Genomic DNA, 24,592 nt, shown 5'->3' with positions numbered 1-24,592 from the left:
CCAGGGGGCTGAGAGAACAAGGAGAGAAGAAGCAGAGAAGAAGCAGAGAACAAGCGCCCCTTAAACACCAACAGCTTGAGGAAAACATTTAAGATCATTGGGTGGACAGTTTTAACCCCCGTATTATTGATTGCCCTGTACCTGTCAGCAGCTTATGTATTGTCCCGCATCTCCGTGGCGAAGGAGGAAACTGCCAGCGCAGATATCCCGCTTTATATTCTCACCAACGGTGTACATACTGACCTGGTAATGCCTGTGCGCAACCAGCAGATAGACTGGAGTAAAGAGGTGCTTTTTGAGAATACAACCGGCAAAGACACCACCGCCCAATGGCTCGCTTTTGGCTGGGGAGACAAAGGTTTCTACCTGGAAACGCCTACCTGGGCAGATCTTAAGTTCAGCACCGCCTTTAAGGCGGCAACCGGGTTAAGTACATCTGCCATCCATGCTACCTATTATCGTGGCATCAAAGAAAGCAGTGATTGTATCAGACTGAATGTTGACAGCGCACAATATGCGAGACTGGTCAGCTATATCCGGGAGAGTTTTGACAGGGATGCCAGCGGAAATATCATACATATTGTCACCAACGCCAACTATGGCAGGACAGATGCCTTCTACGAGGCAAAAAGAAGCTATAGCCTGTTCCATACCTGCAATACCTGGGCAAATAATGGGCTGAAACACTGTGGGCAAAAAGCCTGCCTTTGGACGCCCTTCGATAAAGGCATATTCTACCAGTACAGGTAAGATATACCCCTGATGTGGTATTTGTGTAACTTTGCTTACCATGGCAATTCCAGACAGCTATTCATTTCCTGATTTCCTGCTTTCTGATGAGGTCAGACAGGATGATATCCATGTATTGTCTTTTCAATCCACCGAAGACCGGATGAGAAATAAGATCATGCTGGGGCATCACCTGTTCAGTTTTCTGATGGAAGGAGAGAAGCGCGTGTACTATGCAGAGAAACATGCTGTGATAGATAATTCGCAATTCCTGCTCTTATCATCTGGCAACTGTATTATGAGTGAAAAGCAGATATCGGATGACGGAATGTATAAAAGCGTCATGCTCTCCTTTGAGGCCAATGTGTTAAGTAGCTTCTTTCTGAAATACCCCCACGTCTGCGCGGACAAGCCGGAAAATAATGCAGCAGGTGAACCTTTTCTTGTGTTTAATAAAGATGGATTCCTGAGGAACTTTATAGACTCGTTATGGCTCATGCTGGAAGGAGGGAAACCTTTATCCAGGCATATGAAGCAGCTGAAATTTGAAGAACTGCTCCTGTACATCGCAGACCGTTATCCGCAGCAGCTACTAAGCCTGAGAGCCGCTGTACATGAAACGCAGGAAGATATTGTTATCAGGAAGTCAGCGGAAACAAACCTCTATAATAATGTGACGGTAGAGGAGCTGGCTTTTCTCTGTAATATGAGCCTGTCTACCTATAAAAGGAAGTTCAGCAAAGTGTATGGCATAACGCCTGCAAAATGGTTCCTGCAGAAGCGGATGGAAATGGCAGCCACAATGCTATTGGCAAGAAGGGAGAAGCCCAGTGAGATCTATCACAAGATAGGATATGAGAACCATTCCAGTTTTACGCAGTCCTTCAAACAGATATACGGTCTTACACCCAGTGAATACCAACAACAGAAATTGACTGTTCAGCAGTAGGTTTTGACCTGTTAGCCCTAATACCCACCTGTACCTGCATAGTAGCTTTGTATCACTTAAAAACAAGGCACTATGAAAAGAATAAGCACACTGATCGCGATGATCATCCTCGGTTGTTCTGCTGCCATGGCGCAGACATTCACGCTGAAAAGCAATGATCTCAGCGGACAATTTGTGAATGATCAGTTATGGAATCAAATGGGATATCATGGGAAAAATGTGTCTCCGCAATTATCCTGGGAGAATGCACCTGCCGGTACCCAGAGTTTTGCTGTTGCCATGTATGATGTGGATGCTCCAACAGGAAGCGGATTCTGGCACTGGGTGGTATATAATATTCCGGCAGATGTAAAGGAATTAAAAGCCGGTGCAGGTGACCTGGGCCGCAACCTTTTACCTGGTGGTGTTGTAAACGGTATCAACGATACAGGAGCACCTGGTTATATCGGTCCTGCACCACTTCCCGGACTTCCTCACCAATATCTCATCACAGTATACGCATTAAAAACAAAACTGGAGCTGGACAAAAATGCGCCCGCTGCACTTGTAGGTGTGTTCCTCAATTTAAACCTGCTTGCAAAGGCTTCTATTGTTGCTTATTCACAACATCCATGATTATCCGCCTCCATCAGGTACCTGAATGAAAAGCGGCTGTATCGTATAATGATACAGCCGCTTTCTAGTTGGATATTACGCTTATCTATTTAGTCTTTGCCGCTACTTCTTCCTGCTCTTTTTTGATGATGCGTTCTGCTTCAGTTCTTGCATCCTCGCCTTTTACTGCTACATCAGGCAGCACACCAATACCTTCCCAGCCCTGGTCTGAATCTGGCGCTGCTACCATTTTCACCGGCAGGAATACTACCAGGTTTTCCTTCAGCGGTATCATAGAGCCTGCAATACCGGCACCGGCTGTGGTGTCGCCAATGACAGTAGCCCTGTGCATCTTCTGCATAGCAAAAGCGAAACCTTCTGTAGCAGAAGCAGTACGTTTATTTACCAGTATATAAAGTTTGCTGTCTGGCATTCTTTTGCCTGGTACAAAAGGATATGTCCATTCCTGGATATCTTTTGTTCTGTCTTTATGATAGCCATGCAGGTAATAACGCTCATCTCCCGGATTAAAGAAATAACCAGCGATGAAGCGGCCCATCATACCGGTACCACCGCCGTTATCCCTGATGTCAATAATAATGTTCTTTGAATAGGCAGCCATGTTCATGGCATTGGCAGCCATTTCGAATGCTTCCTGTTCTCCGTGGAAACCACCGGATATTTTGATATAAGCAGTAGATGTTTTCTTATCCAGTTCAACTGCATCAAAGCCGTAGTTATTCCGTCTTTTCTTTTCCAGCTCCTTCTGCTCGTCTTCCGGCGTACTGGTATTGGCATATGTTCTGGTAAGCTGCTCAAAATAATCTTTACTGAAGAATATTGTCAGATGCACATCTTTATGCACCTCGCGCAGGTCTTTTGTGAGCTTTTTTGCAAGTTGGTCAGCCGGGAGATTCTCATATGCTTTCTTCGCTTCCTGGCTTTTTAAAGCGGCGATATATTTCTTTGATATATCAGGGAATGGATAGCTTTCATCCAGCCCTTTGCTGATCTTTTCAATGATCTCGTGTGTGGCGTCTTTACTCACTACAGGTACAGCGTCTTTCGCTGCCGTTGTTGTTTGAGCAGACATGAAAAGAGGGAGGGAAAGTAGGCCCAGCAGGGCAACAGGTTTATAGCAGTTTGGTTTCATACAAAGTTTTGTGAGTTTCATTAATCTATCAGCAGCTTCTTTTGGGCCATCGCTTTTTCGTACTCATTTGGGTATAACGCAAAATCCTTTTCAGACAACATTTTCATCAGTTGTTTGATGTGTTGCTGTATCGCTTGTGGCAGTGTATAAAAGGCTGCGTCTATCTGGATATTCCGTCCTTCATCCATCGTTGAGTTCTGATGTCTGATAGCAACTTTTTGTCCTTTATAGTAGAGAATAAACTTGATCCTTCCATCATCATACCCATCATCAGCACTGCTACCATAAATGATCAATGGATCAACATTACCATCACCATCAAGGTCTTTCACTTCACAGAACTTTGTCCAGAACCATATGGAGGTTTCCTGGCCGCTATTAGCATTATTGCTGTTGATAAAATCTTTCAGTTCCCATGTTTTGACAAGACCGTTACCATCTTTCTTCAGATTGACAGCGTTTATCTTCTGATGGAGTGTGTCATCTTTGGTTACTCCATCTATGCTTTCGCAAAGGACAAGATAGTAGGCGCCGGATTGATCCTGATAATTGTACACCCTTCTGATGGGGTGTTGCAGGTTGAATTGCTTAATGACATCGTCTGTAAATATTGTTGACGTAGTTGCCGGGGATAGTATCTCACTCTTCACCTGTTGTGCATATAGTTGTTTCCCGCCCATCGCAATAATGAACATAGCTGTCAGGAACGTCCTCATACTAAAGAATCTTAAATGAATTGTTATGATTTTAAACGGATTGTTAGTATCTTAAATCAATTGTTAACGCTGTATGGGCGGGCAATTGAACCGTGTGCAAGTTATCATTATTCGCTAATTATTGCAACTGTATGGGACGGAATTCAGCGCTTTAACAAAACTATAAGAAGTGCATGGCTATTTAACAAGATGGCCTTCTCTTAATAAACTGTAGGGTTGTAAATTTATTCAAAAAGGATAAGCCTCTTAAGTAAAACTTAAAAGGCTTTCCCCGACTAGACTAAAAATAAACAAATAAACTAAGCGCTTTAACCATTGACCTGTGTTCTCAAATGGTACGAGGGAAAAGGCGATCTTTTGTTATGCGGTGCAAAATTACTTGAACAAGTTTGTCGAAAACATCCCTGAAATCCGGCATTTATGTATTTTGTTACTGAATGTAAATGCAAACCATATAGTGATATGAAAGTGTATATAACAAGGAATATTCCCGAAGCAGGGCTGAAGCTGTTAAAAGGCGCCGGTCTTGACATTACGGTATGGACGGAAATGTACCACCAGCCGGAAGAAGAGCTGATTAAAGTGTTGCAGCAGTACGACGCGGTCCTGGTATCCGGTCCGGTAAAAGTGGACCGTTATTTCCTGGAATCCTGCCGTCATCTGAAAATAGTCTCATTGATGTCAGTCGGCTACGATAATGTTGATACTGAAGCTGCAAGAACGTTAGGCATTGCCGTAGGAAATACGCCTGGCGTATTAAGCGGTGCAACAGCAGATACTGCCTTCCTGTTAATGCTGGCTACTTCCAGGAAAGCATTCCACATGCATAAGGAAATTATACGTGGCAACTGGAATTTCTGGGATCCTACAGCGAACCTTGGTCTTGAGCTGGGTGGCAGAACATTAGGCATTGTCGGCCTGGGCAAGATCGGTTTTGAACTGGCAAAGCGATGTGTGGGTGCATATGATATGAAGATCATCTATCATAACCGTGGTAGAAATGAGGAAGCGGAAAAAGCATTTGGTGCAGTACGGGTTTCTTTTGATGAGGTGTTGCAACAAAGTGATGTGGTGTCCGTACATACGGCCCTGACGCCGGAAACGAAAGGTCTTTTTGATAAGAATGCATTCAGTAAAATGAAACCATCCTCTATTTTTATCAACACCGCCAGAGGCGGGGTACATAATGAAGAAGACCTGATAGCGGCACTGGAAAATGGTACCATCTGGGGAGCCGGTCTGGACGTTACAAATCCTGAACCGATGGCGGCAGATAATCCCTTACTGAACATGCCGAACGTTGCCATTCTGCCACATATCGGCTCTGCCACTGTAGATACACGCAATGCCATGGCCTTGATTGCCGCAAAAAATGTGATCCTGGCGCTCCGGCAGCAACCTTTGGAACATGCGGTAGTCGAAAATATCCATCTGGCGTAAACAGAATGCAGGGAACTGCCGTAATAGGTTTGTTTGCGAGGGGAATCTATATGGAGCAGTTGAAGGACGGAGATAACCTGTATTCGGGAAAGATGGTGAAGCAATAGTATTAAGAAGCCTATATAGAACTTTTCGGCCTGGATTTGAGGTGCACCTGGGCAGATGTGAGTTGGGCCTGAGATGGACTTATGTGAGTCCGGCTCAGGCCCAACTTCAACAATGCCAGACAGGCTTGTAGTTGTTATTTTATCTTCGTGCCGGTTCTCTCTCTGTCATTCTCATAGAGGATTATACCGTTCACTTCATTTTTTTCGCCACGGGTGAATTTGATCTGTACATCAGCTATCTTCAGGAAAAAGAAATCCTCTTTTTCTGCATATAAGGGAGTTGGTTGCTGTCCGCTGGGCTGTCCTGTCAGGATACCATCTTTCACAGCAACTGTGATCGTAAACCCTTTCATATCATACTCGCCTGTATATTGCTGTAGCTTAACCTCAGGTACCGTTATGGCATTCCGCACTTTAGGAAGTGTATAAGGCCTGTTATAGAGTATAGACTGGACGGATTCGCTTATTCTACCGATAGTATTGTCAGAAGCATTGTCCAGCAGGATGATACATACATCATCTTCAGGGATCCTGATGAGGGTAGTAATAAAGCCATGAATGCCGCCGCCATGGGAGATCTTTCTCTTGCCTTCCGTGGAATCAATGATCATACCATAGCCATAATTGTTTTTGACCGGTGTATAAGCTCTTTCCCAGTCAGCTTTGGAGATGACCTTATATTGTTGTGCAGCCTGATGCCATTTGTACAGATCCCTGGTGGTACTGTACATGGCGCCCGCTGCAAATGAGACGGATGAGTCTACGCCAGGCGCCACTTTACTGCTGTCCTGGTTGATGAAAAAGTAGCCGGTGGACTTTTCCTTATTGTTAAGGCGTTTGAAATCAAAGCCGCTATTGGTCATGTGCAGGGGATTAAAAATATATTCCCTTACCAGCTGTTCATAAGGTTTGTTGGCCGCTTTCTCTGCAATACATCCCAGCAGGCAGTAACCTGAATTGGAATAATTCCATTTGGTGCCGGGAGAAAAATCGAGCGGTTTGTCTTTGAACAGGGCCATGAGCTTTTCACGGCTGGCAGGTTGAAAGACCTCGTTTTCCATGAAAGTCCTGTCGTTGGTATAGTTGTAGATACCGGAAGTATGCGTCAGCAGATGTTGTATCGTAATGCTGTCTCCCTTGGGGAAATCAGGGAAGTATTTTGATACTTTATCCTCTACGCTGAGCTTCTTTTCTTCTTCCAGTTTCAGTATGACAACGGCGGTGAACTGTTTGGTAACAGAGCCAAGCTGGAAGATGGTGCCTGTATCATCACGGGTACCCTCGGCTATATTACGGAAGCCGTAGCCTTTATGCAGCAGTATCCTGCCATGCTGTGCTATCAATGCTGTACCGTTGAATTTGTACAGTCTGTTGTAGGTGCTGAGCAAGGTATCCAGCTTTGCGATTGTAGTATCCTGGGCATGCGCATAGTGCAAGCCACCGAGGAGGAAAAGGAGGCATAATAACTTTTTCATGGCAAATGTGAGGTTTGAAGACGGCTGGGCTATGTTGTGTACCTAAAGATAAAGTTATATTTTGGAATTATATTAATCCACGTCTCATGAAAAGAATATGGCTACTCATATTAACAGGTCTTTGTTGTCTGGCTTTTATAATCGTCAGTGCCCAAAAGAAAGGGAAACCATTTAAAGTGATCGGTTTTTATACTGCCCTGCACGATCAGGCGCATATCAGTTTTGTGCACGAAGCCAACCGCTGGTTTGCTGCCAAAGCCAGAGAATACAACTTTACTTACGATTCTACCAATGATTGGAGTAAGATGACCCCCGCATTCCTGTCCCATTACCAGGTAGTTTTATTTCTTGATACAAGACCAGATACCCCTGCACAGCGGGAAGCCTTCCGGCAGTATATGGAAAATGGGGGCGCCTGGATGGGATTTCACTTTTCTGCTTTTGCGCTCACGCCCTCAGACTATCCACAGAACTGGGACTGGTATCATAATGTATTCCTGGGGTCAGGTTCCTATGGCAGTAATACCTGGCGGCCTACTTCCGCTATCCTGCGGGTCGAGCAGCCGCAGCATCCTGCCCTGAAGCATATGCACACTACCTTCAAATCCTCTCCCAATGAATGGTATCGCTGGTCTAATGATCTGAAGGCCAATAAAGACATTACGATTCTGCTGTCTATAGACTCCACTAGTTTCCCGCTTGGTACCGGTCCCAAGCAGCATGAGATCTGGCACAGCGGCTATTATCCTGTGGCATGGACCAACAGGAAATACAGGATGATCTATATGAACATGGGGCATAATGATATTGACTACGAGCATCATACCAACAAAGACCTTTCACTTACTTTTGGGAATAAAGAACAGGACCAGTTCACACTGGATGCATTGCTGTGGCTGGGAAGACGTTGAGCCGGTTACAATACGTCTGCTAGTGACCTGTTTCAACTACCTTTTCATATTCGTAATGCCCCTTGATATATTTGTTGAGGTAAGTGCCTTTGGAGCCGGAAGTCTTCATAGCGTGATACACTTCTTCCGGGACATTCTTATAGTCGTAAACAAGTCCTGAAACGAAGATGACCCGCAAAGTAGCAGTATCTCTGTCGTAATGCATCCTATACACAACAGATGAAGGCATATTATCCGTCATACAATTGCCGGGCCAATGTCAGCGGCTTCAGCGGTGCTTTCTCCTGCCTTCCAGTATCCTGTAAAAAGAGCGGCTTCTGATCTCTTCCAGCGTGAGGCCGGTAGCCAGTACTTCTTCTTCTGAAATAGCGCCGCAATTGATGGCTTTGAGGAAGAAGTTCAACAAGCCCTGTCCGGTAGCTGCATCGTCAAAAATGTCTTTTGTCAGTGTAGAGATGGCGGCACGTTCTACAAAAGTTTTCAGCCGGAAAAGGGCGTCATCATAGTTGCTCAGGAAGAAGTGGTAGGTAGCGGCATAACGCATCGGCAATTGTGCCGGATTGAGATCCCAACCCTGGTAGAAACCATTGATCAGGGAGTGCATGGTATGTCCGTACCCTATACGCCATGCATGATGTACGTTGTCATCGTTCTCCTGCAACTGTGCAAACGTGAGGTGATCGCCTTTATGAGGTGCTACAGGAATTACGTTGGTAGCGCCATCTGACAGGAAGATACCGGTGCTGCCCAGCGCCACCTTCGTCATATGATGTGCGAAGTCGCATACCGGGTGCGCCATGGTCTGATACTTCGCTGTAATACCACAGGAGGCTGTATAATCGTATGTGCCAAAGTGAGCCGCAATACAACGGCCTTCGCTGGCCCGTATGATGCGCATCAACGGATTCCGGCCTTCATCATCCATGATGATCTGCGTAGCCTCTACCATTGTTTCCATTTTGAGGGAACCCGGTGTGAGGCCATGCGCTTTTTCCAGCAACTCAAACAGTCTTACCAGTGTAGTGACCTGTTCGGGGATGGTAACCTTGGGTAACATCACCACAAAATTATCCGGTAATATGCCGCCTGTCTGATCTAAAAGCGTTGCCAGGAAGAGGTCCAGTGTGCGTACAGCACGATGTTTAAGATCTTCCGTAAAGGGTTTGATACGGATCCCTATGAATGGGGAGATCGTTTCGTTCCGCATGCCCTGCGCCAGTTCCTTTGCTGCAGCAATGGCGGTGGCATCTTCTTCTTCATCCGGACGGTTGCCAAATCCATCCTCAAAGTCGATCCGGAAGTCTTCTACTCCTTCCACAAAAAGTTTCCTTGCTATCTTTTTGTATACGGTATAATACAGCCAGGCCGGTTCCTGTTTTCTGGCCGTATCAGACAGTCCTTCCAGCTTTTCCTCCAGGCGGGCGATATCTGCCAGCCGTTGGGGTAACTGGTCATGTCCTTCCAGTTGCAAGGCCCTGGCCAGGGCTACAAAGTTGGGCGCATATGTATGCAGGTGTCTCAGTGCAATTTCTCCCATCCGTACGCAGGTATCGGCCTTAAAGAGATTAGCGCCGCCATATACAGTATGTACGGGCTGCCTGTCAGGTTTATCGCCCGGATATACCTGCTGGAATCGCAGGTTGGCCTTCCGGAGTTCCTGCAGCAATTGTTCTTTTTCATTGTCTGCTATTGCCAGTTGCATAGTCTTATGGATGTTTTAAGTACCACGGTAAGTGGAATAACCAAATGGGTTTACTAACAGGGGAACATGATAATGCTCACTGCCGCTGATATAAAAGACTACTTCTATGAAGGGATAGAAAGTAGTGATGCCACGACTCTCAAAATAGATCTTCGTCTCAAACCTGAGCTTATAAATGCCAGCAGGTATGATCACGTCTTTTGCCAGCAGGTCTGTGACCCTGCCATCTTTATTGGTAATGCCTTCTACCACGCAGGTCCAGAGTTGTTCCTCCTGCCGGAATAAGCTGATGGCTACATCCTGTGCAGGTTTACCGCTGGAGGTATCGAGAATATGTGTAGTGATCTGGCTCATGCGCTTAATAGTTTTTTCAGCCTGAGGGCAGTGATCTTTTCCTGTTCTATCATAGCGATCTTTATTTCTTCCTCAGGACTGTTCTTTAACCGTTCTGTAAGAATAGACAGCATTTCAGGAGCAGACTTGCCTGTGGCGCATACAATAAAGATGTAACCGAATTTATCTTCATACAGTTTATTCCCCTTTGCAAGTGCCTGCAGAATAACGGTAGAAGCGTCAATAGTCCCCGCCTGTTCCCGTGCGGTCCATTGTGCTGTAGTGGCAAATTTCTCCTGCAGGGCATGCAGGTCGCCTATCTTCGGGTGATGGCTGAATGCCTCCCGCCAGTCCTGTTCCGAGCATGCGTGCCAGTGTTTGGCCGCGGCTGCCAGCAGGGTGTCTTCATCTGTTACAGGAAATTCTTTTTTCATTTTTTCAATCCATGCGGTAGCGCCACAGCAGGTGCTGAGCGTTTCTTTTAATTGTTCTGGTGTTAATGCGTTAAGCGCTGTCAAAGTCATTGGGTGGAATTTATATAGTAGTGGGGAACCTGTTCACGTTTTTGTAATAGATATAAACGGCAGGTTCTTTTCCCATTGCGGTAAACCATTGCTGGCAGTAAGGGGCCATCCAGATAGCGTCTCCTTTTTTAACAGGATACCATTCGTGATCCAGCATGTAAACGCCCTGGCCCTGCAGGTATAGCAGTCCGTGTTCCATGATATGTGTCTCTACAAAAGGGAGATGTCCGCCGGAATCGTAGGTGAAGATATTCACGGCCATATCAAAGGAAAGATCTTCCGGCAGCAGTACCTGTAAGCGTAATGCGGGATCTCCGAGAAAAAATGGTCCTGGTACGGTAGCTGCGTCTCCGAATATCACAGGTGGATGTTCATGTCCCGTCAGTTTTTCATATACTTTGTGAAAAGTGACGATCTGTGTGCCTTCGGTGAAGTGTTCCAGCCGGTAAGGATGTCTGGCGGGAACATAGAAGAACTGTCCGCTGGTCAGCACCTTTGTTTGTATGTCTGCCTTTGCGGAGCATTGACCGGAGATGACATAGAAAAAGATCTGTGCAGTTTCGGTATCACCAGCAATGATACAGTCCTTTTCAGCTGTGATCAGTGTTTGTCCCAGCCTTGCGCCCATCTGTTCATTGATGATAACGTTCACTTTGCAATGTGTCCATCCCGGCACCACACTGTTCACATATCCGTCCGGGCAGATGACTGCATGATTTCTTTTTACTACTGATCTCGTCAATGCTGATATTTCCATATTAGCGCTTTTTGTATACCTCTGTAAGGCGATGAATAAAGTGATCTGATACCTGTATAGCAACGGCGATATCTGCTGCTTCCACATGTTCTTCCGGATGATGGCTGATGCCTTTGTAACATCTTACAAACAGCATACACACCGGTGCTACGGCGGCTACTACAACCGCGTCATGTCCGGCGCCGCTCACCAGCTCTTTCACATTGTAACCTGCTGCCGTGATGGACTGTGCCAGCAGATGATTGAGTGCGGTATCACATTCCACCGGTTTTATTTTTTGTATGATATCCCAGTCGGCAGTAAGCTGTCTTTCAGCACAGATCTGCGAAGCAACATCTTTTAGCGACCGGCGTACTTTTTTAAGCAGTAATTTATCTGTACTTCTGATATCGAGGGAACAGGTCACCTCTCCCGGTATGACATTGCTGGCTGCATTGGTGATCTCCAGAAGGCCCACGGTGGCCACCAGGTTGTCATTGTATTGCAGGCCTATGCGTTCCACTGCCAGGATAAACTCTGCTGCAGCACATAAAGCGTCCTTCCTCATTTCCATCGGCACCGTGCCTGCATGGCCAGAGCTGCCGTGAAACCTCACGCGGATACGTTGCTGACCAGCTATACCCTGCACTACGGCAACGGGGAGGTGTTGGTCGTATAACACAGGTCCCTGTTCTATATGGATCTCATAGTACCCCAGCCATTCTTCCGCAGGAATTGCATCTGCCGCCAGTGCATCTGTATTGCCGCCAATGGTCTTAATGGCATCCCTGAGTGTGATACCGGCGCTGTCAGTCTTATCCAGCAGTTTCGCGTCAAAGTGACCGGTAACCGTTGCACTGCCAAGATAGGTGGTGTGAAAGCGTACGCCTTCTTCATCACTGAAGGCGATCAGTTCTATGTTGAAAGGAAGGTTGACGCCTTCCTGTTGCAGATGTGTAATGAGGTCGAGCGCCATGGTTACTCCTAAGGGACCGTCGAATTTACCGGCATTTTTCACCGTGTCTATATGCGAAGCAATGACCAGCGTATGGGCATTGGGTTCATTGCTGGGCCATCGTCCCCTTACATTCCCGATATTATCTATTCTGGCCTGTAAACCGGCTTCCTGCATCCACGACAGCACTTTACTGCAACCGCTGATGAAAGCGGAAGAACCGAATGTACGGGTTACGCAATGAGCATCTTCACTGATGCATGCCAGTTCGTGGATCCTGGACAATACTGCGTTTGCTCTTTGTAAATAATCCATGTCAGACGTTTGGGAATTAAGAACTCATTATCGTCAGACCAGCTCCGGGTTCGTACCCTACATTACCAGTAGGTGCGTTCTTCCCCGGAGTTGTGTTTGTAGCCCCGGATATAAACGGGCGGAATCCAGATTTACCAATCACGCTTCAATATCGTTTCCCCCTGGCAGGGGGATGTAAATGCTCCCTGGTCGTATACCTTTACACCACGTATATAAGTCTGTTCTACCACACCATAAAGCGTTTCGTTAACATAAGGCGTCAGTTTATGCTTATGGTGCAGATCTTCAGCATTTACAGTGAATAACCGTTCCGGGTCCCATATGACAAAGTCTGCATCATATCCCGCCGTTATTTTACCCTTCCTGTTTTGTACACCTGCCAGTATCGCCGGTTTTTCACAGAGCCATTGTGCTATCTGAGTTAAGGTCACATCCCGGCTCCGGCCTGCCGTCCATAATGCGGGCAGTGCAAGCTGCAGGGAGGAGATGCCGCCCCAGGCACTGGTGAAATCGCCGGTTTCCAGTGCTTTCAGCTCAGGAGGGGAAGGGGAGTGGTCTGTCGCAACAAAGTCTATCACACCTGCTTTCAAAGCCTCCCACAACAGCTGATTATTTTCCCTTTCCCGGATGGGAGGGGCGCACTTAAAACTGGTATTACCATCGGGTACTTCCTCTCCATTAAAATACAAATAATGCTGGGCAGTTTCAACAGTTAATGGCAATCCTTTTTCCTTTGCGGTTATGATCTCTCCAATAGCATTTGCTGCGGAAAGATGCACAATGTGTACCTGGCAGCGGTATTTTTCACAGAGGCGGATCATCAGGTTGATGGCTGCCTGCTCCCATGCCTGCGGCCGGGAAGCCATATATTGCCGGTAGGAACGTTTGTTCTCCTGCACCGGAAGATGCTGACCTTCCGCTATCAGTTCACAATGCACCAGTAAAGGCAGGTTATACCTGGCAATGATGGGCATGACCTTCTCCAGGTCAGCTGCTGTAACATTGGGAAATTCATCAATACCGGAATGCGTAAGGAAGGCCTTGAAGCCCAGAACGCCCTTATTGATCAGTGGCTCAATCTCATTTTCATTACCCGGAATAACACCACCCCAGAAACCGCAGTCCGCATGTAACTGTGGTGCAGCGGCAGCGATCTTCTGCTCCAGCGCCTGTACGGTAGTAGTAACGGGTGAGGAATTCAGGGGCATGTCTACCAGTGTGGTAATACCACCGGCTATGGCAGCGCGTGTGGCGGTGTCAAAGCCTTCCCAGTCTGTTCTGCCCGGCTCGTTAATATGTACATGAGGGTCGGTAATACCCGGCATCAGGACCTTATCGCCTATATCAACGATGCTGGAGGCATTGTCAGGCAGATCGGCCTGAATAGCGTGTATTCTGCCGTCTTTGAGCAATACCACCGCCTGTTGTAAACCATCAGGTGTGAGTATATTGTTTCCTTTTATAATGAGGTCATACATATCGAGGGGTTCTAAGTAAAAGTAGGCAATTAATTCTTTATATTAGGGTATGTTATCATCAAATAAAATGCCCCATTATGAAAATCAAATTAGGAGAGAACAGCTACGGTAAGAACGCAGTACAATTGTCAAAGATCATCCGCCACCCTGCCTATCACGAATTCCGGCAGGTAACGGTAAACGTATCGCTGAAGGGGGATTTTGATGAGGCGCATACAACAGGAGATAACAGTAAGATCCTGCCGACAGATACACAGAAGAACACCGTATATGCCCTGGCGAAAGATCATTTTAAGACTTCTATAGAAGACTTTGCCTTATACCTGGCGAATTACTTTGTGACAACCCAGCCCCAGGTAGAAACGGCCACTATTGAAATAACAGAACACCTTTATCACCGCATGCAGTTTGATGGGGTGGAACATCCGCATGCCTATATTGGTGGAGGATCTGAAAAAAAGACGGCCCAGGTGATAAAGAATGCTTCCGATGTGAGCGTGCAGTCCGGTATTACAGATCTGCTGATCCTGAAAACCACCGACTCCGGTTTTGAAAAATACATCAAAGACAAGTATACCACACTAAAGGAGACAGCTGACCGTATCTTTGCTACAAAGTGTGATATAAACTGGACATACGATAAACTGCCTGCTGACTACACAGCACAGTTCAACAGCATACGGGAGTTGTTGCTGCAGACATTTGCGGGCCATAAAAGCCTTTCTGTGCAGCAGACATTGTATGCAATGGGGCAGGCGGTATTGGAAGCGTATGACGGTATCAGGGAGATCCATCTGCAAATGCCCAATAAACATCATATCCCATTCAACCTGGAACAGTTTGACATACAGAACCAGAATGAGATCTTCATTGCCACTGACGAGCCTTATGGCCTGATCGTGGCGACTGTGACGAGGGAATAAGTGTGTTATCCCATCCCACAGCTAATGTAGTACCGGAACGTCATGCCGTACTTTGATCAGCTCTGCAGCGATGCTGATAGCAATTTCCGCCGGCGTCTGACTGCTGATGTTTAATCCCACCGGTGCATGTATCCTGCTCAATAGTGTTTCGCTGATGCCTTCCGCCCTGTAAGTGTCAAACATCTTTTCAATTTTTGCGGCGCTGCCGAGTACTCCGCAATACCTGAAGGATTTATGTAACAGTGCTCTCAGTGCAATATCATCCGTTCGGTAACCAACGGTCATGATCACCACATAGTGATTGTCTCCGGCAGGGATCATTACTTTCAACTGGCTATAATCGCGCACAACTGTCTTTTCATGCGCTGAACTGTTTTGCAGCAGCGTATGGACCTGTGGGCGGTCTTCAAAGACGTGAACGTAAAAGTCCAGCTTCTCCATGATGTCCGACAGCGCCAGTGCACAGTGTCCGCCGCCGATGATGTACAGGAAATCCCGGTACCCGATCTTTTCCCGGTATACCCAGTCCAGTTCTGATTGTATGGTGTAATGAAAGTCCGGCTCACCGTGTATCTCAGTAGTAAAGCGCAGGCCCAGCGGTGATAATTCCAGGATGCCCTGCTGATGCTGTGAGAGGCAGGCAATGATCTTATTGACTGGTGAGATACTTTCCGGCAGCAGTTTATACATCAGGATCGACTGATCGCCTGAGCAGATCATCCCGCTCTGATGCCTGGCAGCTTCCTTGTCGTGGAACTGCTGATGAATGGAGTAGGAGGTTGCGAAATGGCCCAGTTGTTCCTTTGCCATTTCCACAAACTTGTGTTCCATGATACCGCCTCCGATGGAGCCTTCTATATCCCCCGCATGGTTTACGGCCATAAAGAAGCCCTGTCTGCCCGGACTGCTGCCATGGCTGTCCAGTACATAGAGCAGCATAACTGGTATATTCTGCCGCAGGCTTTTACAGATCAATTCCCAGGTGGCTAACTGTTTCTTCATGTTGCTGATTAGTTTCCTGAATGGTTTTTGAATATAGCGCCATCAACACTTTTTCCGGTGTCATAGGTGTACTGAATGGGATATCAGCGTTCGGGTGGAATGCCCGTATTGCATTACTGAGAGCGAACCATACGCCTATACCGTACATCAAAGGTGGTTCTCCCACTGCTTTGGAACGGAATATCGCCAGGTTATCATGAATGGTTTGTAATGCGTCTATTGCTATAGTTTTTGGTACGGAATAAATATCCGGTACCTTGTAGGTAGATAAGGCATTGGAACGTAACCTACCGTCTCTGTCGTAGATCACTTCTTCCATCGTCATCCATCCTATGCCCTGTACAATGCCGCCTTCAATTTGTCCGCGGTCAATGTCTGTATTCATACTGTGACCGAAATCATGCACCACCTTTACTGTATCGACGGTATAAGTGCCCCTGAGGCAGTCTACCGTTACTTCCAGGATGGCGGTACCATATACGTGGTAAGCGAAAGGATGGCCTTTCTCCTTTACATCATCGAAATATATTTCGGGGGTCGTATAATGTGCATGTTCGGAGAGATTCACCCTTTGCCGGAAGGCGGCAGTAACAAGCTGCTGCCAGTCCCAGGATGAAGGAGAGCCTTTCACCAGTACCTGCTCATTCACGATCGAAATATCTTCCGGTGCCGCCTGCAAACCATCGGCTGCTACGTGTTTCAGGCGTTCCAGGATGGCGGTGCAGGCCATTAAGGTAGCTTTCCCGTTCAGGTCAGCGGTAGCACTGGCCGCAGAAGGAGAGGTGTTGGCGATGGTATAGGTGCTGGTATGATTGAGTTTTATTCTTTCAGGGGCGATGGCAAATGTATGCGCGGCCACCTGTAGTATCTTGGTATTGACACCCTGTCCCATTTCCACGGCTCCCGTACTGATACCGACGCTGCCATCGGAGTAGACATGCACCAGCGAGCGGGCATTGTTCATCATGGTATTGGTGAAAGAAATGCCAAAGCAGATGGGCATGCATGCAAGACCCTTTTTATGTAATTTATGTGCTGTATTGAAGCTGTTGACCGCTCTTCGGAGATCATCCGGGTTGTATAGCGCTGCTGTTCTTTCCCAGCAGGCCAGCGCTTCGCTTTTAGCGACTTGTCCGTAGGGAAATTCCTGCCCTGTCTGAATGAGATTCTTTTTCTGGATGATGGCCGCATCTACCTGTAAAGCCTGCGCAGCTTTTGCGATAGCAGCCTCTATGACAAACATTCCCTGCGGACCGCCAAAACCTCTGAATGCGGTGTTCGGCGGCAGGTTGGTGCGGCAGCTCCAGCCTGTTGCCTTTACATGCGGAATGAAATATGAATTGGTACAGTGGAACAATGTCCTGGCCAGTACTGCAGTTGAAAGATCTGCAGAAGCCCCGGCATTCTGGAAGAAGGACACTTCATAGGCAATGATCTTATGATCATCGTTCAGTCCTATTTTAAAGTCTGCTGCATAAGGATGCCTTTTGCCTGTCATAGCCATATCCTCCATCCTGTGGAGGGCATATTTAACAGGCTTTTTCAGCAGCCAGGCGGCAAGTGCGCAGAGGGCAGCCCAGGTGTTGGCCTGGTCTTCCTTACCACCAAAGCCGCCTCCAAGGCGGGTAACGACGACCTCAAAGCGATGCATAGGCTGTCCGAGAACGGAAGTCACCGCCCGCTGTACTGCAGCTGGTCCCTGTGTGGAGGAGTAAATACGCAGGCTGTTGTTCTCCTGCGGAATGGCGTAAGCGCCCTGTGTTTCAATGTACAGGTGTTCCTGTCCGTTAATGTCCACGCTGCCTTCAAAGACATGTGTACACTGCCGCCATGCATTGTCTATATCGCCCTGTGTGAAAGTACGGGGTGGGATAATGAGCTCGCCTTTGGCCTGTGCCTCCCTTGGATCAGTAATAATGGGCAATGGGTCGATCTTTACCCTGATCTTCTTTACTGCGGCCCTGGCAGCCTCCCGGGTGTGTGCTGTTACGAAAGCCACAGGCATGCCGCAGAAGTGAACATGATGATCAGCCAGCAACGGTTCATCTTTGATAACGCCACCTATCTCATTTTGTCCGGGAATATCTGCAGCAGTGAATATGCGTACTACGCCCGGCACCTGCAGGGCATCTTCCAGTATCAATTCCCTGATGACGCCATGTGCTATGGGTGAGCCAAACGCCGCTCCGAACAAGGTGCCGCTGAGCAGTGGCAGATCGTCCAGGTACACAGAAGTACCGCTGACATGGGTGTTGGAATCAATATTCTTCATAGCACGTTATAATAACAGTTCCACCTGCAGGGAAGGGAACAGGGTGATGAAATGAGCTTTTATGAGTTGTTCCAGCAGCAGTCGTTTATACACTGCGGTACCCCTTGCGTCACTGATCGGCGTGATCTCCGACTGCGCAATGGCGCAGGCGACCTTTATCACGGCCCCGCTGGGTGCCTTTCCTGTCAGGAAGGCGGCGGTATCTGTGAGCAATGCAGGTACAGGCCCTACGCCGCCTGCTGAGATCCTGACTGTCCCGATCAGGTTTTCCTTCATGGTGATGCAGATCGCTGTATTCACACTGGCAATATCCAGGTTTGTACGTTTGCTCACCTTTTCGAAATGGAAACCGGTACTGGCATCGGGCAGGTCAAACCAGCAGCGTGTCATATATTCCTCCGGACGTTTATCCAGTTTCTTGTAGCCTTTATACAATTCCCGCAGCGGTAATGTTCGGGTAGTATGGCCGTCACTCAGTTCAATGGTAGCATCCAGCGCCAGGAAAAAGATCGTCAGATCGCCTATGGGGGAGGCATTGATAAAGTTTCCGGCAATGGTGGCCATATTGCGGATGGGTGTGGAAGAGATCAGGCTGACATAACCATCCAGCGCAGGGAAATATGCCCGCATGATGGGAGACGCTAACAGATCGTTCACGGTGCAGGCTGCGCCGATCACGCAACGGTTGTCTTCCCGGGTAATGCCCTTCAGCATTTCCTGTCCGAACAGGAAACGGAGGGGCTGTTCCTGCATTTCCTCTGGTTGCTGGACATACAGATCCGTTCCTCCGGCCACAAAACGGGGTACTGTTCCCGAAGGCGGAGTTAATTCCCCGTTTAACGATAAAAGAAGGCGTTTAAGCCGCTCTTTTATACCTGAGAAATATCCGGGCAGGATTTGCTGCTCAGCGGCAAATTGGGCCGGTTCCTCGTTATTTCGATGGGCCAGTTGTGCGGCGACGGCAGCGGCCGCCCTTTCGATGGATTTATACCCGGTACAACGACAGATATTTCCGTCAATAGCGGTAATCGCATTTTCGGGGGTGGGCGCCTGTTTGCTCAGGCAAAATCCTGCGAGCGACATGACAAATCCCGGGGTACAGAAACCGCACTGGGTGGCGGCATTGTCCACCATGGCCTGCTGTATGAGATTGAGCGCCGGCAGCATATTGACGCCTTCGATGGTCACGATATGTTTGCCGTGTGCATTGCCCAGGGGCATCAGGCAGGAGGTAAAGGAACGGTATACCAGCGAGCCATGCTGCAGTTCGCCCGCGAGGATAGTACAGGCACCGCAATCACCTTCATTGCAACCGGTCTTTGTACCGGTCAGGTGCTGATGGTAACGTATGAAATCCAGCAGCGGCATACCAGGCGGAAGGCTGGTACCAACGTCTTCATTATTGAGAATAAATTTCAGCACGGGCAACAAATGTGGTTTCTCTGAAGTTAACGAAAATTTTCCATCCGTCCCAGCTATAAACCGCGTTCAGGGAACGTTTCCGGCAAATATTTCAGCGGTAAAAAACAGATGTCATTGAAAGCAACTGTGCTTTCCTTAATTTTGTAACCGAACGGTTGCTTAAAATACGTTTATCAACGATGAGAAGGGATGTTTTCCAGGCAATAGCTGACCCTACCAGGCGGGAGATTATCAATCTGCTGGCACATCAGACATTGAACCTGAATGCGATAGCTGATAATTTTGACATCAGCAGGCCGGCAGTGTCCAAACATATCCGTATACTGACAGAATGTGGCCTGCTGATGATCACCCAACAGGGTAGGGAGCGTTATTGCAAGGCCAATTTGCAGAAGCTGCAGGAAGTATCTGACTGGACAGAACAGTTCAAGTCGTTCTGGATGCAGAAGCTCGATGCATTGGAAGATTTCCTGGAAAAGGAGAAGAAAGAAAACGACAGAAAATAGAAAAAGAGGCTGTCAATAAATTGAACAGCCTCCCGTGCTAAACAACATCTGATTGGCAGGGTGATGCATTACTCACTCCATGGCGAATGCAGGATGCAATCGCAGAAGTTCTTACGCTGGAAGTTCGGTATCATAAAAGCGCAGACATCTGCCTTGATATTACCAAACGTGGTATCTGTCTTGTGTTTAAACCCATCGAAGAAAGCGGGGATGATCTTTTGCTTGAAATCAGTCCTCGGAAATGCCTTAATAATCTCGTTCCTATGCTCTTCACTCAGGTGCTCATATCCTTCACCCATCACATCCAGGCCCACGCCTGAATACATCAGCGCTACCTCCGGCTCCTTATATTCAGCAATACCAATAGTAGTATGCAGCGCAATGGTGTCCCACACGCGTTGCAGCGCCTGTTGAGGATAGCCGTGGCTTTCCAGGAAATCTCTGGCGGCATTGGCCCCATCCACTTCAAAACGTTTGTCAGGACTACTGTAATGAGGTGTTAGTCCCAGGTCATGGAAGATGGCACTCACATATAACAACTCAGCATCATGTTTGATATGACCCCTTTTCGCATTGAGGGAGGAAAAGAGGAACACCCGAAGGGAGTGGTTATAGAGAAATTCTGTACCATATTCCAGCAGTAATTCCGTGGCCTGTTTTGCTACCTGGCTGTCTGGTATGTCTATTCCGGCTAGTCTTGATAATCTTGTTACTGGCATAACTTTAAGTTTATGCCACAAAATTACTGGCAGGCGAAGGTGCAGGAAATGCTAAAAACTACGTATCAGATACCAATTTTCACAAATTGTGTGCGGTATTCATTTGGGGAGAGTTGTGTTTCTTTCTTGAAGAAGTTACTGAACTGGTATGGGGTGGCAAAATTCAGCAGATAGGAAATCTCTTTTACGGGTTTGGAAGAGAATTGCAGCATTCTTTTGGCTTCTGCTACCAGCTGACCATTGATAATATCTTTGGCCCTTCTGCCGCTGCAGCGTTTGCAGAGGTCTGCCAGCTGGCGATAAGAAATGCCTAGTTTCTCTGCATAATCGGTCACTTCGTGGGTATTGCGATATTCCTGGCTGACCAGTTCCAAATACTGACGATATGTTTTATTCTCATTGGTGCTATGACCTGTATGCAGGAGGTTGTTGATGTTCGCGACTTTTATCATAAGGATCTTCAGGTACGCCGCAAGGGCATCGGCTTTATTCACATAATCAGGAATTCTGAATTCATCCAGTATAGTTGTCAACAGGCTGAATAGGGTTTCTTCATCCTGTTTATTTAACTGGATTTGCTGGTGACCGGAAGGATCATTGAAGAGGACCGCCTTGCAGTTGCTGGCGCTGGCCGGGGTTTTTTCCCAGAAGCAATCTCCAAACTGCAGTACATACCCTTCCAGATGATGGTTGTCATTCACTGTATAGACCTGTCCTTTGGAAATAATGAAAAGACTATGTGGTGTAATATTGTAGACAGCTCCATCAATGGATATTGTGCCATACCCGTTTTTAATAAGGATCAGCTCATTGAAGGAAATGCGACGCAGCGTATTGTCTTCAGACAATTGCCCGCTAATCTCCTCAACAGAAAATGAGTTCCTCAACGCAGGGTTGATATCAATGTTCAATATATGAGCCGTATGCATGAAGTGAAATTACGGAAATAAGTGCCTGGCAGGATATATAAACAATTGATAGTGCTATAGATATTCACGTACAAAAGACCTTCACCAGAAGGGGTGAAGGTCGTACATAACATGGAAATCAAGCATAGTGTTTGTTCTAATCAGGATATGGTATCCGTTATGTCTTTTGCCGGTTGTTGCTTTCCGGTAGGGGTAACGCCATTTGTATATATGATGCAAGGTTCACCTTTTTTCTGAATGTGGAAATAACCGAAAACGGGGAGAAAAAAGAAAACCGCGGGGATGCCGCGGCTTTTTTCTCTTGTTACAGATCTTTTAGCATCCATATGGTACAGGCAAAGTGCCCGGAATTGCCTAATGCCTTATCCAGGTGCCGGAAACCAGCTTTTTCATATATGGTTACAGCTTTGGCAAAATCAGGGAAAGACTCGAGGTATAACTGCGTATATCCCTGCTGTTTGGCGGCCACGAAGGTGTGCTCCATCAGCGCTCTGCCGATACCTTTGCCCCTGGCATCGCCGGAGAGATAATATTTTACCAGTTCGGCGCAGGCTTCCGGAAGGCCTGCTGTGGGAAATAGCCCGCAGCCGCCCAGTATCACACCGTCTTCCTCGGCAACAAAATATGCGCTGCCCGGCGCCTGGAACAGGTCGTACAATCTATCTGTTTCAGGATCGGAATAGACGGTTCCCACCTTTGGGATATCAAATTCTTCAAATGTATCCCGTACGATCTTCGCTAATGCGGCGTTGTCTGTCGTGGCAATATCTCTAATAGTGACTGGCATGGTGTTCGATGATTATCTGGATGCTTAATGATTCTTTCCGAAAGGTACTGAAAATGAGGATAAACAGTGTTATACCGGCAGCATCACTTTCCCGAACAACTTCTTGATCAGGTTGATCTCATCGGCATAAGCCGTCTTCTTGCGGGTGCCGAAGTATAATGTATTCTTCAGTTTAGTAGCGCCTTCCCACAATAACTTAATCTCTCCGTTTTCGATCTCTTTTCTGCAGAGGAAATCAGGTACTACCGCTAGTCCTTTTCCGCTTTTAAGGCAGCGTACAATGGAGTTTAGGTTGGGTACAATATAGTTGGGCCGGAAGTCAGGATGATGATTGAAATTCAGTTTCCAGAACCTGAACAGGTGTTCCATGTCGCCGGTGGTACCATACCACTTCTGTGTTTTCAGCCAATCCTCAATAATTGCTATGTTTTTCCCTTTAGCCAGTTTGTTGAATGACTTTGCATCTACCTCGTTGCCTGCAACCAATACGATCGTTTCAGAGGAAAAGGCTTCATGATCAATATTACCAGAAGTGCCTTTCTGTGGTGTGATGATCAGGTCAAGAATACCTTTATCGAGATTATCCAACATTTCAGGATAATCCCCAAAACGGATAATGACATTGAACGGCAATGTGGAGATATACTGTTCCAGTGTGATCTGAAAGGTTTCAAAGCACATTCCGACACTGATGGTAGGCGTATGTTTCTCTGTACTTTTCTGAAAGTTCTTTTCAGCGTCTTCCAGCTTATTGAGCGGTTCAATAATGAAGTTGTAGAAGACCTTTCCTTTTTCAGTAGGCACCATTTTCCTGCCCGTTCTGTCGAATAATTTATATCCCACATAGCTTTCCAGCGAGCTTAAATGCAGGCTGACACCAGGTTGTGAGATGAACAGGCTTTCCGCTGCGCCGGTTAACGTACCTGTTTTATATATCGCTTTAAATGTTCTGTACCATTCAAGATTGACCATATCAGTACTATTAGAATTCTGATACAAAGGTATGATTTAACTTGTTTTAATAATACTGCTACTGAAGGTACTTTTGCCTTGTCAAAAAGAAAATAGCACACTATGACAAAGGTATTTATCATCAATGGAGGTCAGCAGTTCGGCCATTCCGGTGGCCGGTTCAACGAGACCATTTCAACAGCTACCGCTGAATTTTTCCGTAACACGCCTGGTTTTGAAGTTAAAACCACCAATATCAATCATGACTACGATCTCAAAGAAGAGGTCGCAAAATATACATGGGCCGATGTGGTGATCTATCACACGCCCATCTGGTGGTTTCAGCTGCCGCACGGTTTCAAGCAGTACATAGACAAAGTATTCACAGAAGGGCATGGAACAGGTATCTATCACAGTGACGGACGTTCTGCTGCTAATCCTGCCATCAACTATGGGACCGGTGGAATGCTACATGGTAAAAAGTATATGGTAACCACTTCGTGGAATGCGCCTAAGGAAGCGTTTACGCTGCCTGGTGAATTCTTTAAAGAGACGAGTGTGGATGAAGGGATACTGTTCGGTTTTCACCGCATGAATGCATTTATCGGACTGCAACCTTTACCCGGCATGCATTTTCACGATATAGAAAAGAATGCGGATGTAAAGAGAGATCTGGGGCAGTACCGGCAGCATCTGGAGAATGTATTTACAAATCTGAATTAATGTAAAATGGAATGGCAGGCGCACGTAACGCTTCCCGGGCATAACAGCATGTACAAGCCATGAACCTGCAATTATCGGCGGATGATGTTGGATTTATCAACAGGGAACCTGAGAAGGTATATACGGAATAGCGGTATAGAAAGGAAATGCTAAATAACTAATATGTACTTTTTGTGAGGAGTTTCCGATCCTGGTAACTAAAGTTGCCAGGATTTTTTTATATTTCAGGTAATGTAATGTC

General features: G+C 46.9%; 25 protein-coding genes. 8 read left to right on the top strand and 17 right to left on the bottom strand.

Annotation, left to right across the window (positions count from 1 at the left end; genetic code table 11):
- The first annotated feature begins 75 nt into the window (after positions 1 to 75).
- From F3I09_RS01760 to F3I09_RS01750, 3 genes are all read left to right on the top strand, one after another.
- The gene (locus F3I09_RS01760) at positions 76 to 750 is read left to right on the top strand and encodes a TIGR02117 family protein (protein WP_149693318.1); all 675 of its coding nucleotides are present in this window, start codon (positions 76 to 78) and stop codon (positions 748 to 750) included.
- Positions 751 to 790: 40 nt separating this feature from the next.
- Complete coding sequence (locus tag F3I09_RS01755) at positions 791 to 1,678, top strand: AraC family transcriptional regulator (RefSeq protein ID WP_149693317.1); 888 nt, start codon at positions 791 to 793, stop codon at positions 1,676 to 1,678.
- Between the two features lie 72 nt (positions 1,679 to 1,750).
- Positions 1,751 to 2,293, top strand: a complete 543-nt coding sequence (locus tag F3I09_RS01750) for a YbhB/YbcL family Raf kinase inhibitor-like protein (protein ID WP_149693316.1) — start codon at positions 1,751 to 1,753, stop codon at positions 2,291 to 2,293.
- An 85-nt stretch (positions 2,294 to 2,378) separates the two neighbouring features.
- Here F3I09_RS01750 and F3I09_RS01745 read toward each other — a convergent pair whose 3' ends face one another.
- Together F3I09_RS01745 and F3I09_RS01740 are read right to left on the bottom strand one after the other, a co-directional pair.
- A complete protein-coding gene (locus tag F3I09_RS01745; RefSeq protein ID WP_149693315.1) occupies positions 2,379 to 3,425 on the bottom strand; it encodes a S41 family peptidase in 1,047 nt (348 codons plus the stop codon).
- A 20-nt stretch (positions 3,426 to 3,445) separates the two neighbouring features.
- On the bottom strand, positions 3,446 to 4,141 hold the full coding sequence (locus F3I09_RS01740; protein WP_149693314.1) for a M949_RS01915 family surface polysaccharide biosynthesis protein: 696 nt from the start codon (positions 4,139 to 4,141) through the stop codon (positions 3,446 to 3,448).
- A 462-nt stretch (positions 4,142 to 4,603) separates the two neighbouring features.
- Here F3I09_RS01740 and F3I09_RS01735 point away from each other — a divergent pair, with 462 nt between their 5' ends.
- Positions 4,604 to 5,581 carry a D-glycerate dehydrogenase gene (locus F3I09_RS01735; RefSeq protein ID WP_149693313.1) on the top strand — a complete coding sequence of 326 codons (978 nt, stop codon included), beginning with the start codon at positions 4,604 to 4,606 and terminating at the stop codon, positions 5,579 to 5,581.
- 241 nt (positions 5,582 to 5,822) lie between these two features.
- On the opposite strand, the gene F3I09_RS01730 is transcribed toward F3I09_RS01735, so the two are convergent.
- Entirely contained in the window at positions 5,823 to 7,163 is a 1,341-nt protein-coding gene (locus F3I09_RS01730; protein WP_149693312.1) for a serine hydrolase, read from the bottom strand.
- An 86-nt stretch (positions 7,164 to 7,249) separates the two neighbouring features.
- Here F3I09_RS01730 and F3I09_RS01725 point away from each other — a divergent pair, with 86 nt between their 5' ends.
- Positions 7,250 to 8,074, top strand: coding sequence for a ThuA domain-containing protein (locus tag F3I09_RS01725; protein WP_149693311.1), 825 nt, complete (start codon positions 7,250 to 7,252; stop codon positions 8,072 to 8,074).
- A 19-nt stretch (positions 8,075 to 8,093) separates the two neighbouring features.
- Here F3I09_RS01725 and F3I09_RS01720 read toward each other — a convergent pair whose 3' ends face one another.
- The 7 genes from F3I09_RS01720 to allB all read right to left on the bottom strand — a co-directional run bounded on the left by F3I09_RS01720 (position 8,094) and on the right by allB (position 14,117).
- Positions 8,094 to 8,303 (bottom strand): KTSC domain-containing protein, encoded by a 210-nt coding sequence (locus F3I09_RS01720; RefSeq protein WP_149693847.1) that lies wholly within the window; start codon positions 8,301 to 8,303, stop codon positions 8,094 to 8,096.
- A gap of 39 nt (positions 8,304 to 8,342) precedes the next feature.
- The gene (locus F3I09_RS01715) at positions 8,343 to 9,776 is read right to left on the bottom strand and encodes an aldolase/citrate lyase family protein (protein WP_149693310.1); all 1,434 of its coding nucleotides are present in this window, start codon (positions 9,774 to 9,776) and stop codon (positions 8,343 to 8,345) included.
- A 15-nt stretch (positions 9,777 to 9,791) separates the two neighbouring features.
- Positions 9,792 to 10,130: a hydroxyisourate hydrolase gene (gene uraH / locus F3I09_RS01710; protein WP_149693309.1), complete on the bottom strand. Its 339-nt coding sequence runs from the start codon at positions 10,128 to 10,130 to the stop codon at positions 9,792 to 9,794.
- Complete coding sequence (gene uraD, locus F3I09_RS01705; RefSeq protein ID WP_149693308.1) at positions 10,127 to 10,633, bottom strand: 2-oxo-4-hydroxy-4-carboxy-5-ureidoimidazoline decarboxylase; 507 nt, start codon at positions 10,631 to 10,633, stop codon at positions 10,127 to 10,129. The genes uraH and uraD overlap by 4 nt, the downstream gene beginning before the upstream one ends.
- Positions 10,634 to 10,643: 10 nt before the next feature.
- The gene (gene allE / locus F3I09_RS01700; RefSeq protein WP_149693307.1) at positions 10,644 to 11,390 is read right to left on the bottom strand and encodes a (S)-ureidoglycine aminohydrolase; all 747 of its coding nucleotides are present in this window, start codon (positions 11,388 to 11,390) and stop codon (positions 10,644 to 10,646) included.
- A gap of 1 nt (position 11,391) precedes the next feature.
- The gene (locus F3I09_RS01695; RefSeq protein ID WP_149693306.1) at positions 11,392 to 12,639 is read right to left on the bottom strand and encodes an allantoate amidohydrolase; all 1,248 of its coding nucleotides are present in this window, start codon (positions 12,637 to 12,639) and stop codon (positions 11,392 to 11,394) included.
- Positions 12,640 to 12,770: 131 nt separating this feature from the next.
- A complete protein-coding gene (gene allB, locus F3I09_RS01690) occupies positions 12,771 to 14,117 on the bottom strand; it encodes an allantoinase AllB (RefSeq protein WP_149693305.1) in 1,347 nt (448 codons plus the stop codon).
- Between the two features lie 77 nt (positions 14,118 to 14,194).
- Here allB and pucL point away from each other — a divergent pair, with 77 nt between their 5' ends.
- Complete coding sequence (gene pucL / locus F3I09_RS01685; protein WP_149693304.1) at positions 14,195 to 15,040, top strand: factor-independent urate hydroxylase; 846 nt, start codon at positions 14,195 to 14,197, stop codon at positions 15,038 to 15,040.
- Positions 15,041 to 15,061: 21 nt separating this feature from the next.
- Here pucL and F3I09_RS01680 read toward each other — a convergent pair whose 3' ends face one another.
- The 3 genes from F3I09_RS01680 to F3I09_RS01670 are packed head-to-tail and all read right to left on the bottom strand — an operon-like array spanning position 15,062 to position 19,736.
- Positions 15,062 to 16,042: an XdhC family protein gene (locus F3I09_RS01680; protein WP_149693303.1), complete on the bottom strand. Its 981-nt coding sequence runs from the start codon at positions 16,040 to 16,042 to the stop codon at positions 15,062 to 15,064.
- Positions 16,005 to 18,314 (bottom strand): xanthine dehydrogenase molybdopterin binding subunit, encoded by a 2,310-nt coding sequence (locus F3I09_RS01675; protein WP_149693302.1) that lies wholly within the window; start codon positions 18,312 to 18,314, stop codon positions 16,005 to 16,007. Before F3I09_RS01675 ends, F3I09_RS01680 begins: the two co-directional genes overlap by 38 nt.
- A gap of 6 nt (positions 18,315 to 18,320) precedes the next feature.
- Positions 18,321 to 19,736, bottom strand: coding sequence for an FAD binding domain-containing protein (locus F3I09_RS01670; RefSeq protein ID WP_188133642.1), 1,416 nt, complete (start codon positions 19,734 to 19,736; stop codon positions 18,321 to 18,323).
- A 179-nt stretch (positions 19,737 to 19,915) separates the two neighbouring features.
- Between F3I09_RS01670 and F3I09_RS01665 the strand changes: the two genes are divergently transcribed.
- Positions 19,916 to 20,242: a helix-turn-helix transcriptional regulator gene (locus F3I09_RS01665; protein WP_149693301.1), complete on the top strand. Its 327-nt coding sequence runs from the start codon at positions 19,916 to 19,918 to the stop codon at positions 20,240 to 20,242.
- Between the two features lie 68 nt (positions 20,243 to 20,310).
- Here F3I09_RS01665 and F3I09_RS01660 read toward each other — a convergent pair whose 3' ends face one another.
- The 4 genes from F3I09_RS01660 to F3I09_RS01645 form a co-directional block, all read right to left on the bottom strand.
- Complete coding sequence (locus F3I09_RS01660) at positions 20,311 to 20,961, bottom strand: HD domain-containing protein (RefSeq protein ID WP_149693300.1); 651 nt, start codon at positions 20,959 to 20,961, stop codon at positions 20,311 to 20,313.
- Between the two features lie 65 nt (positions 20,962 to 21,026).
- Positions 21,027 to 21,890, bottom strand: a complete 864-nt coding sequence (locus F3I09_RS01655; RefSeq protein ID WP_149693299.1) for an AraC family transcriptional regulator — start codon at positions 21,888 to 21,890, stop codon at positions 21,027 to 21,029.
- A 304-nt stretch (positions 21,891 to 22,194) separates the two neighbouring features.
- Positions 22,195 to 22,677 carry a GNAT family N-acetyltransferase gene (locus F3I09_RS01650; RefSeq protein WP_149693298.1) on the bottom strand — a complete coding sequence of 161 codons (483 nt, stop codon included), beginning with the start codon at positions 22,675 to 22,677 and terminating at the stop codon, positions 22,195 to 22,197.
- Positions 22,678 to 22,746: 69 nt separating this feature from the next.
- On the bottom strand, positions 22,747 to 23,649 hold the full coding sequence (locus tag F3I09_RS01645; protein ID WP_149693297.1) for a LysR family transcriptional regulator: 903 nt from the start codon (positions 23,647 to 23,649) through the stop codon (positions 22,747 to 22,749).
- Between the two features lie 102 nt (positions 23,650 to 23,751).
- Between F3I09_RS01645 and F3I09_RS01640 the strand changes: the two genes are divergently transcribed.
- Positions 23,752 to 24,351, top strand: coding sequence for an NAD(P)H-dependent oxidoreductase (locus F3I09_RS01640; RefSeq protein ID WP_149693296.1), 600 nt, complete (start codon positions 23,752 to 23,754; stop codon positions 24,349 to 24,351).
- The last annotated feature ends 241 nt before the right edge of the window (positions 24,352 to 24,592 follow it).

This window comes from Chitinophaga sp. CF418, assembly GCF_900142925.1.
Lineage (GTDB): Bacteria > Bacteroidota > Bacteroidia > Chitinophagales > Chitinophagaceae > Chitinophaga.
The sequence above is the reverse complement of the archived record's forward strand: the minus strand, read 5'-3'. Positions and strand labels throughout refer to the sequence as shown.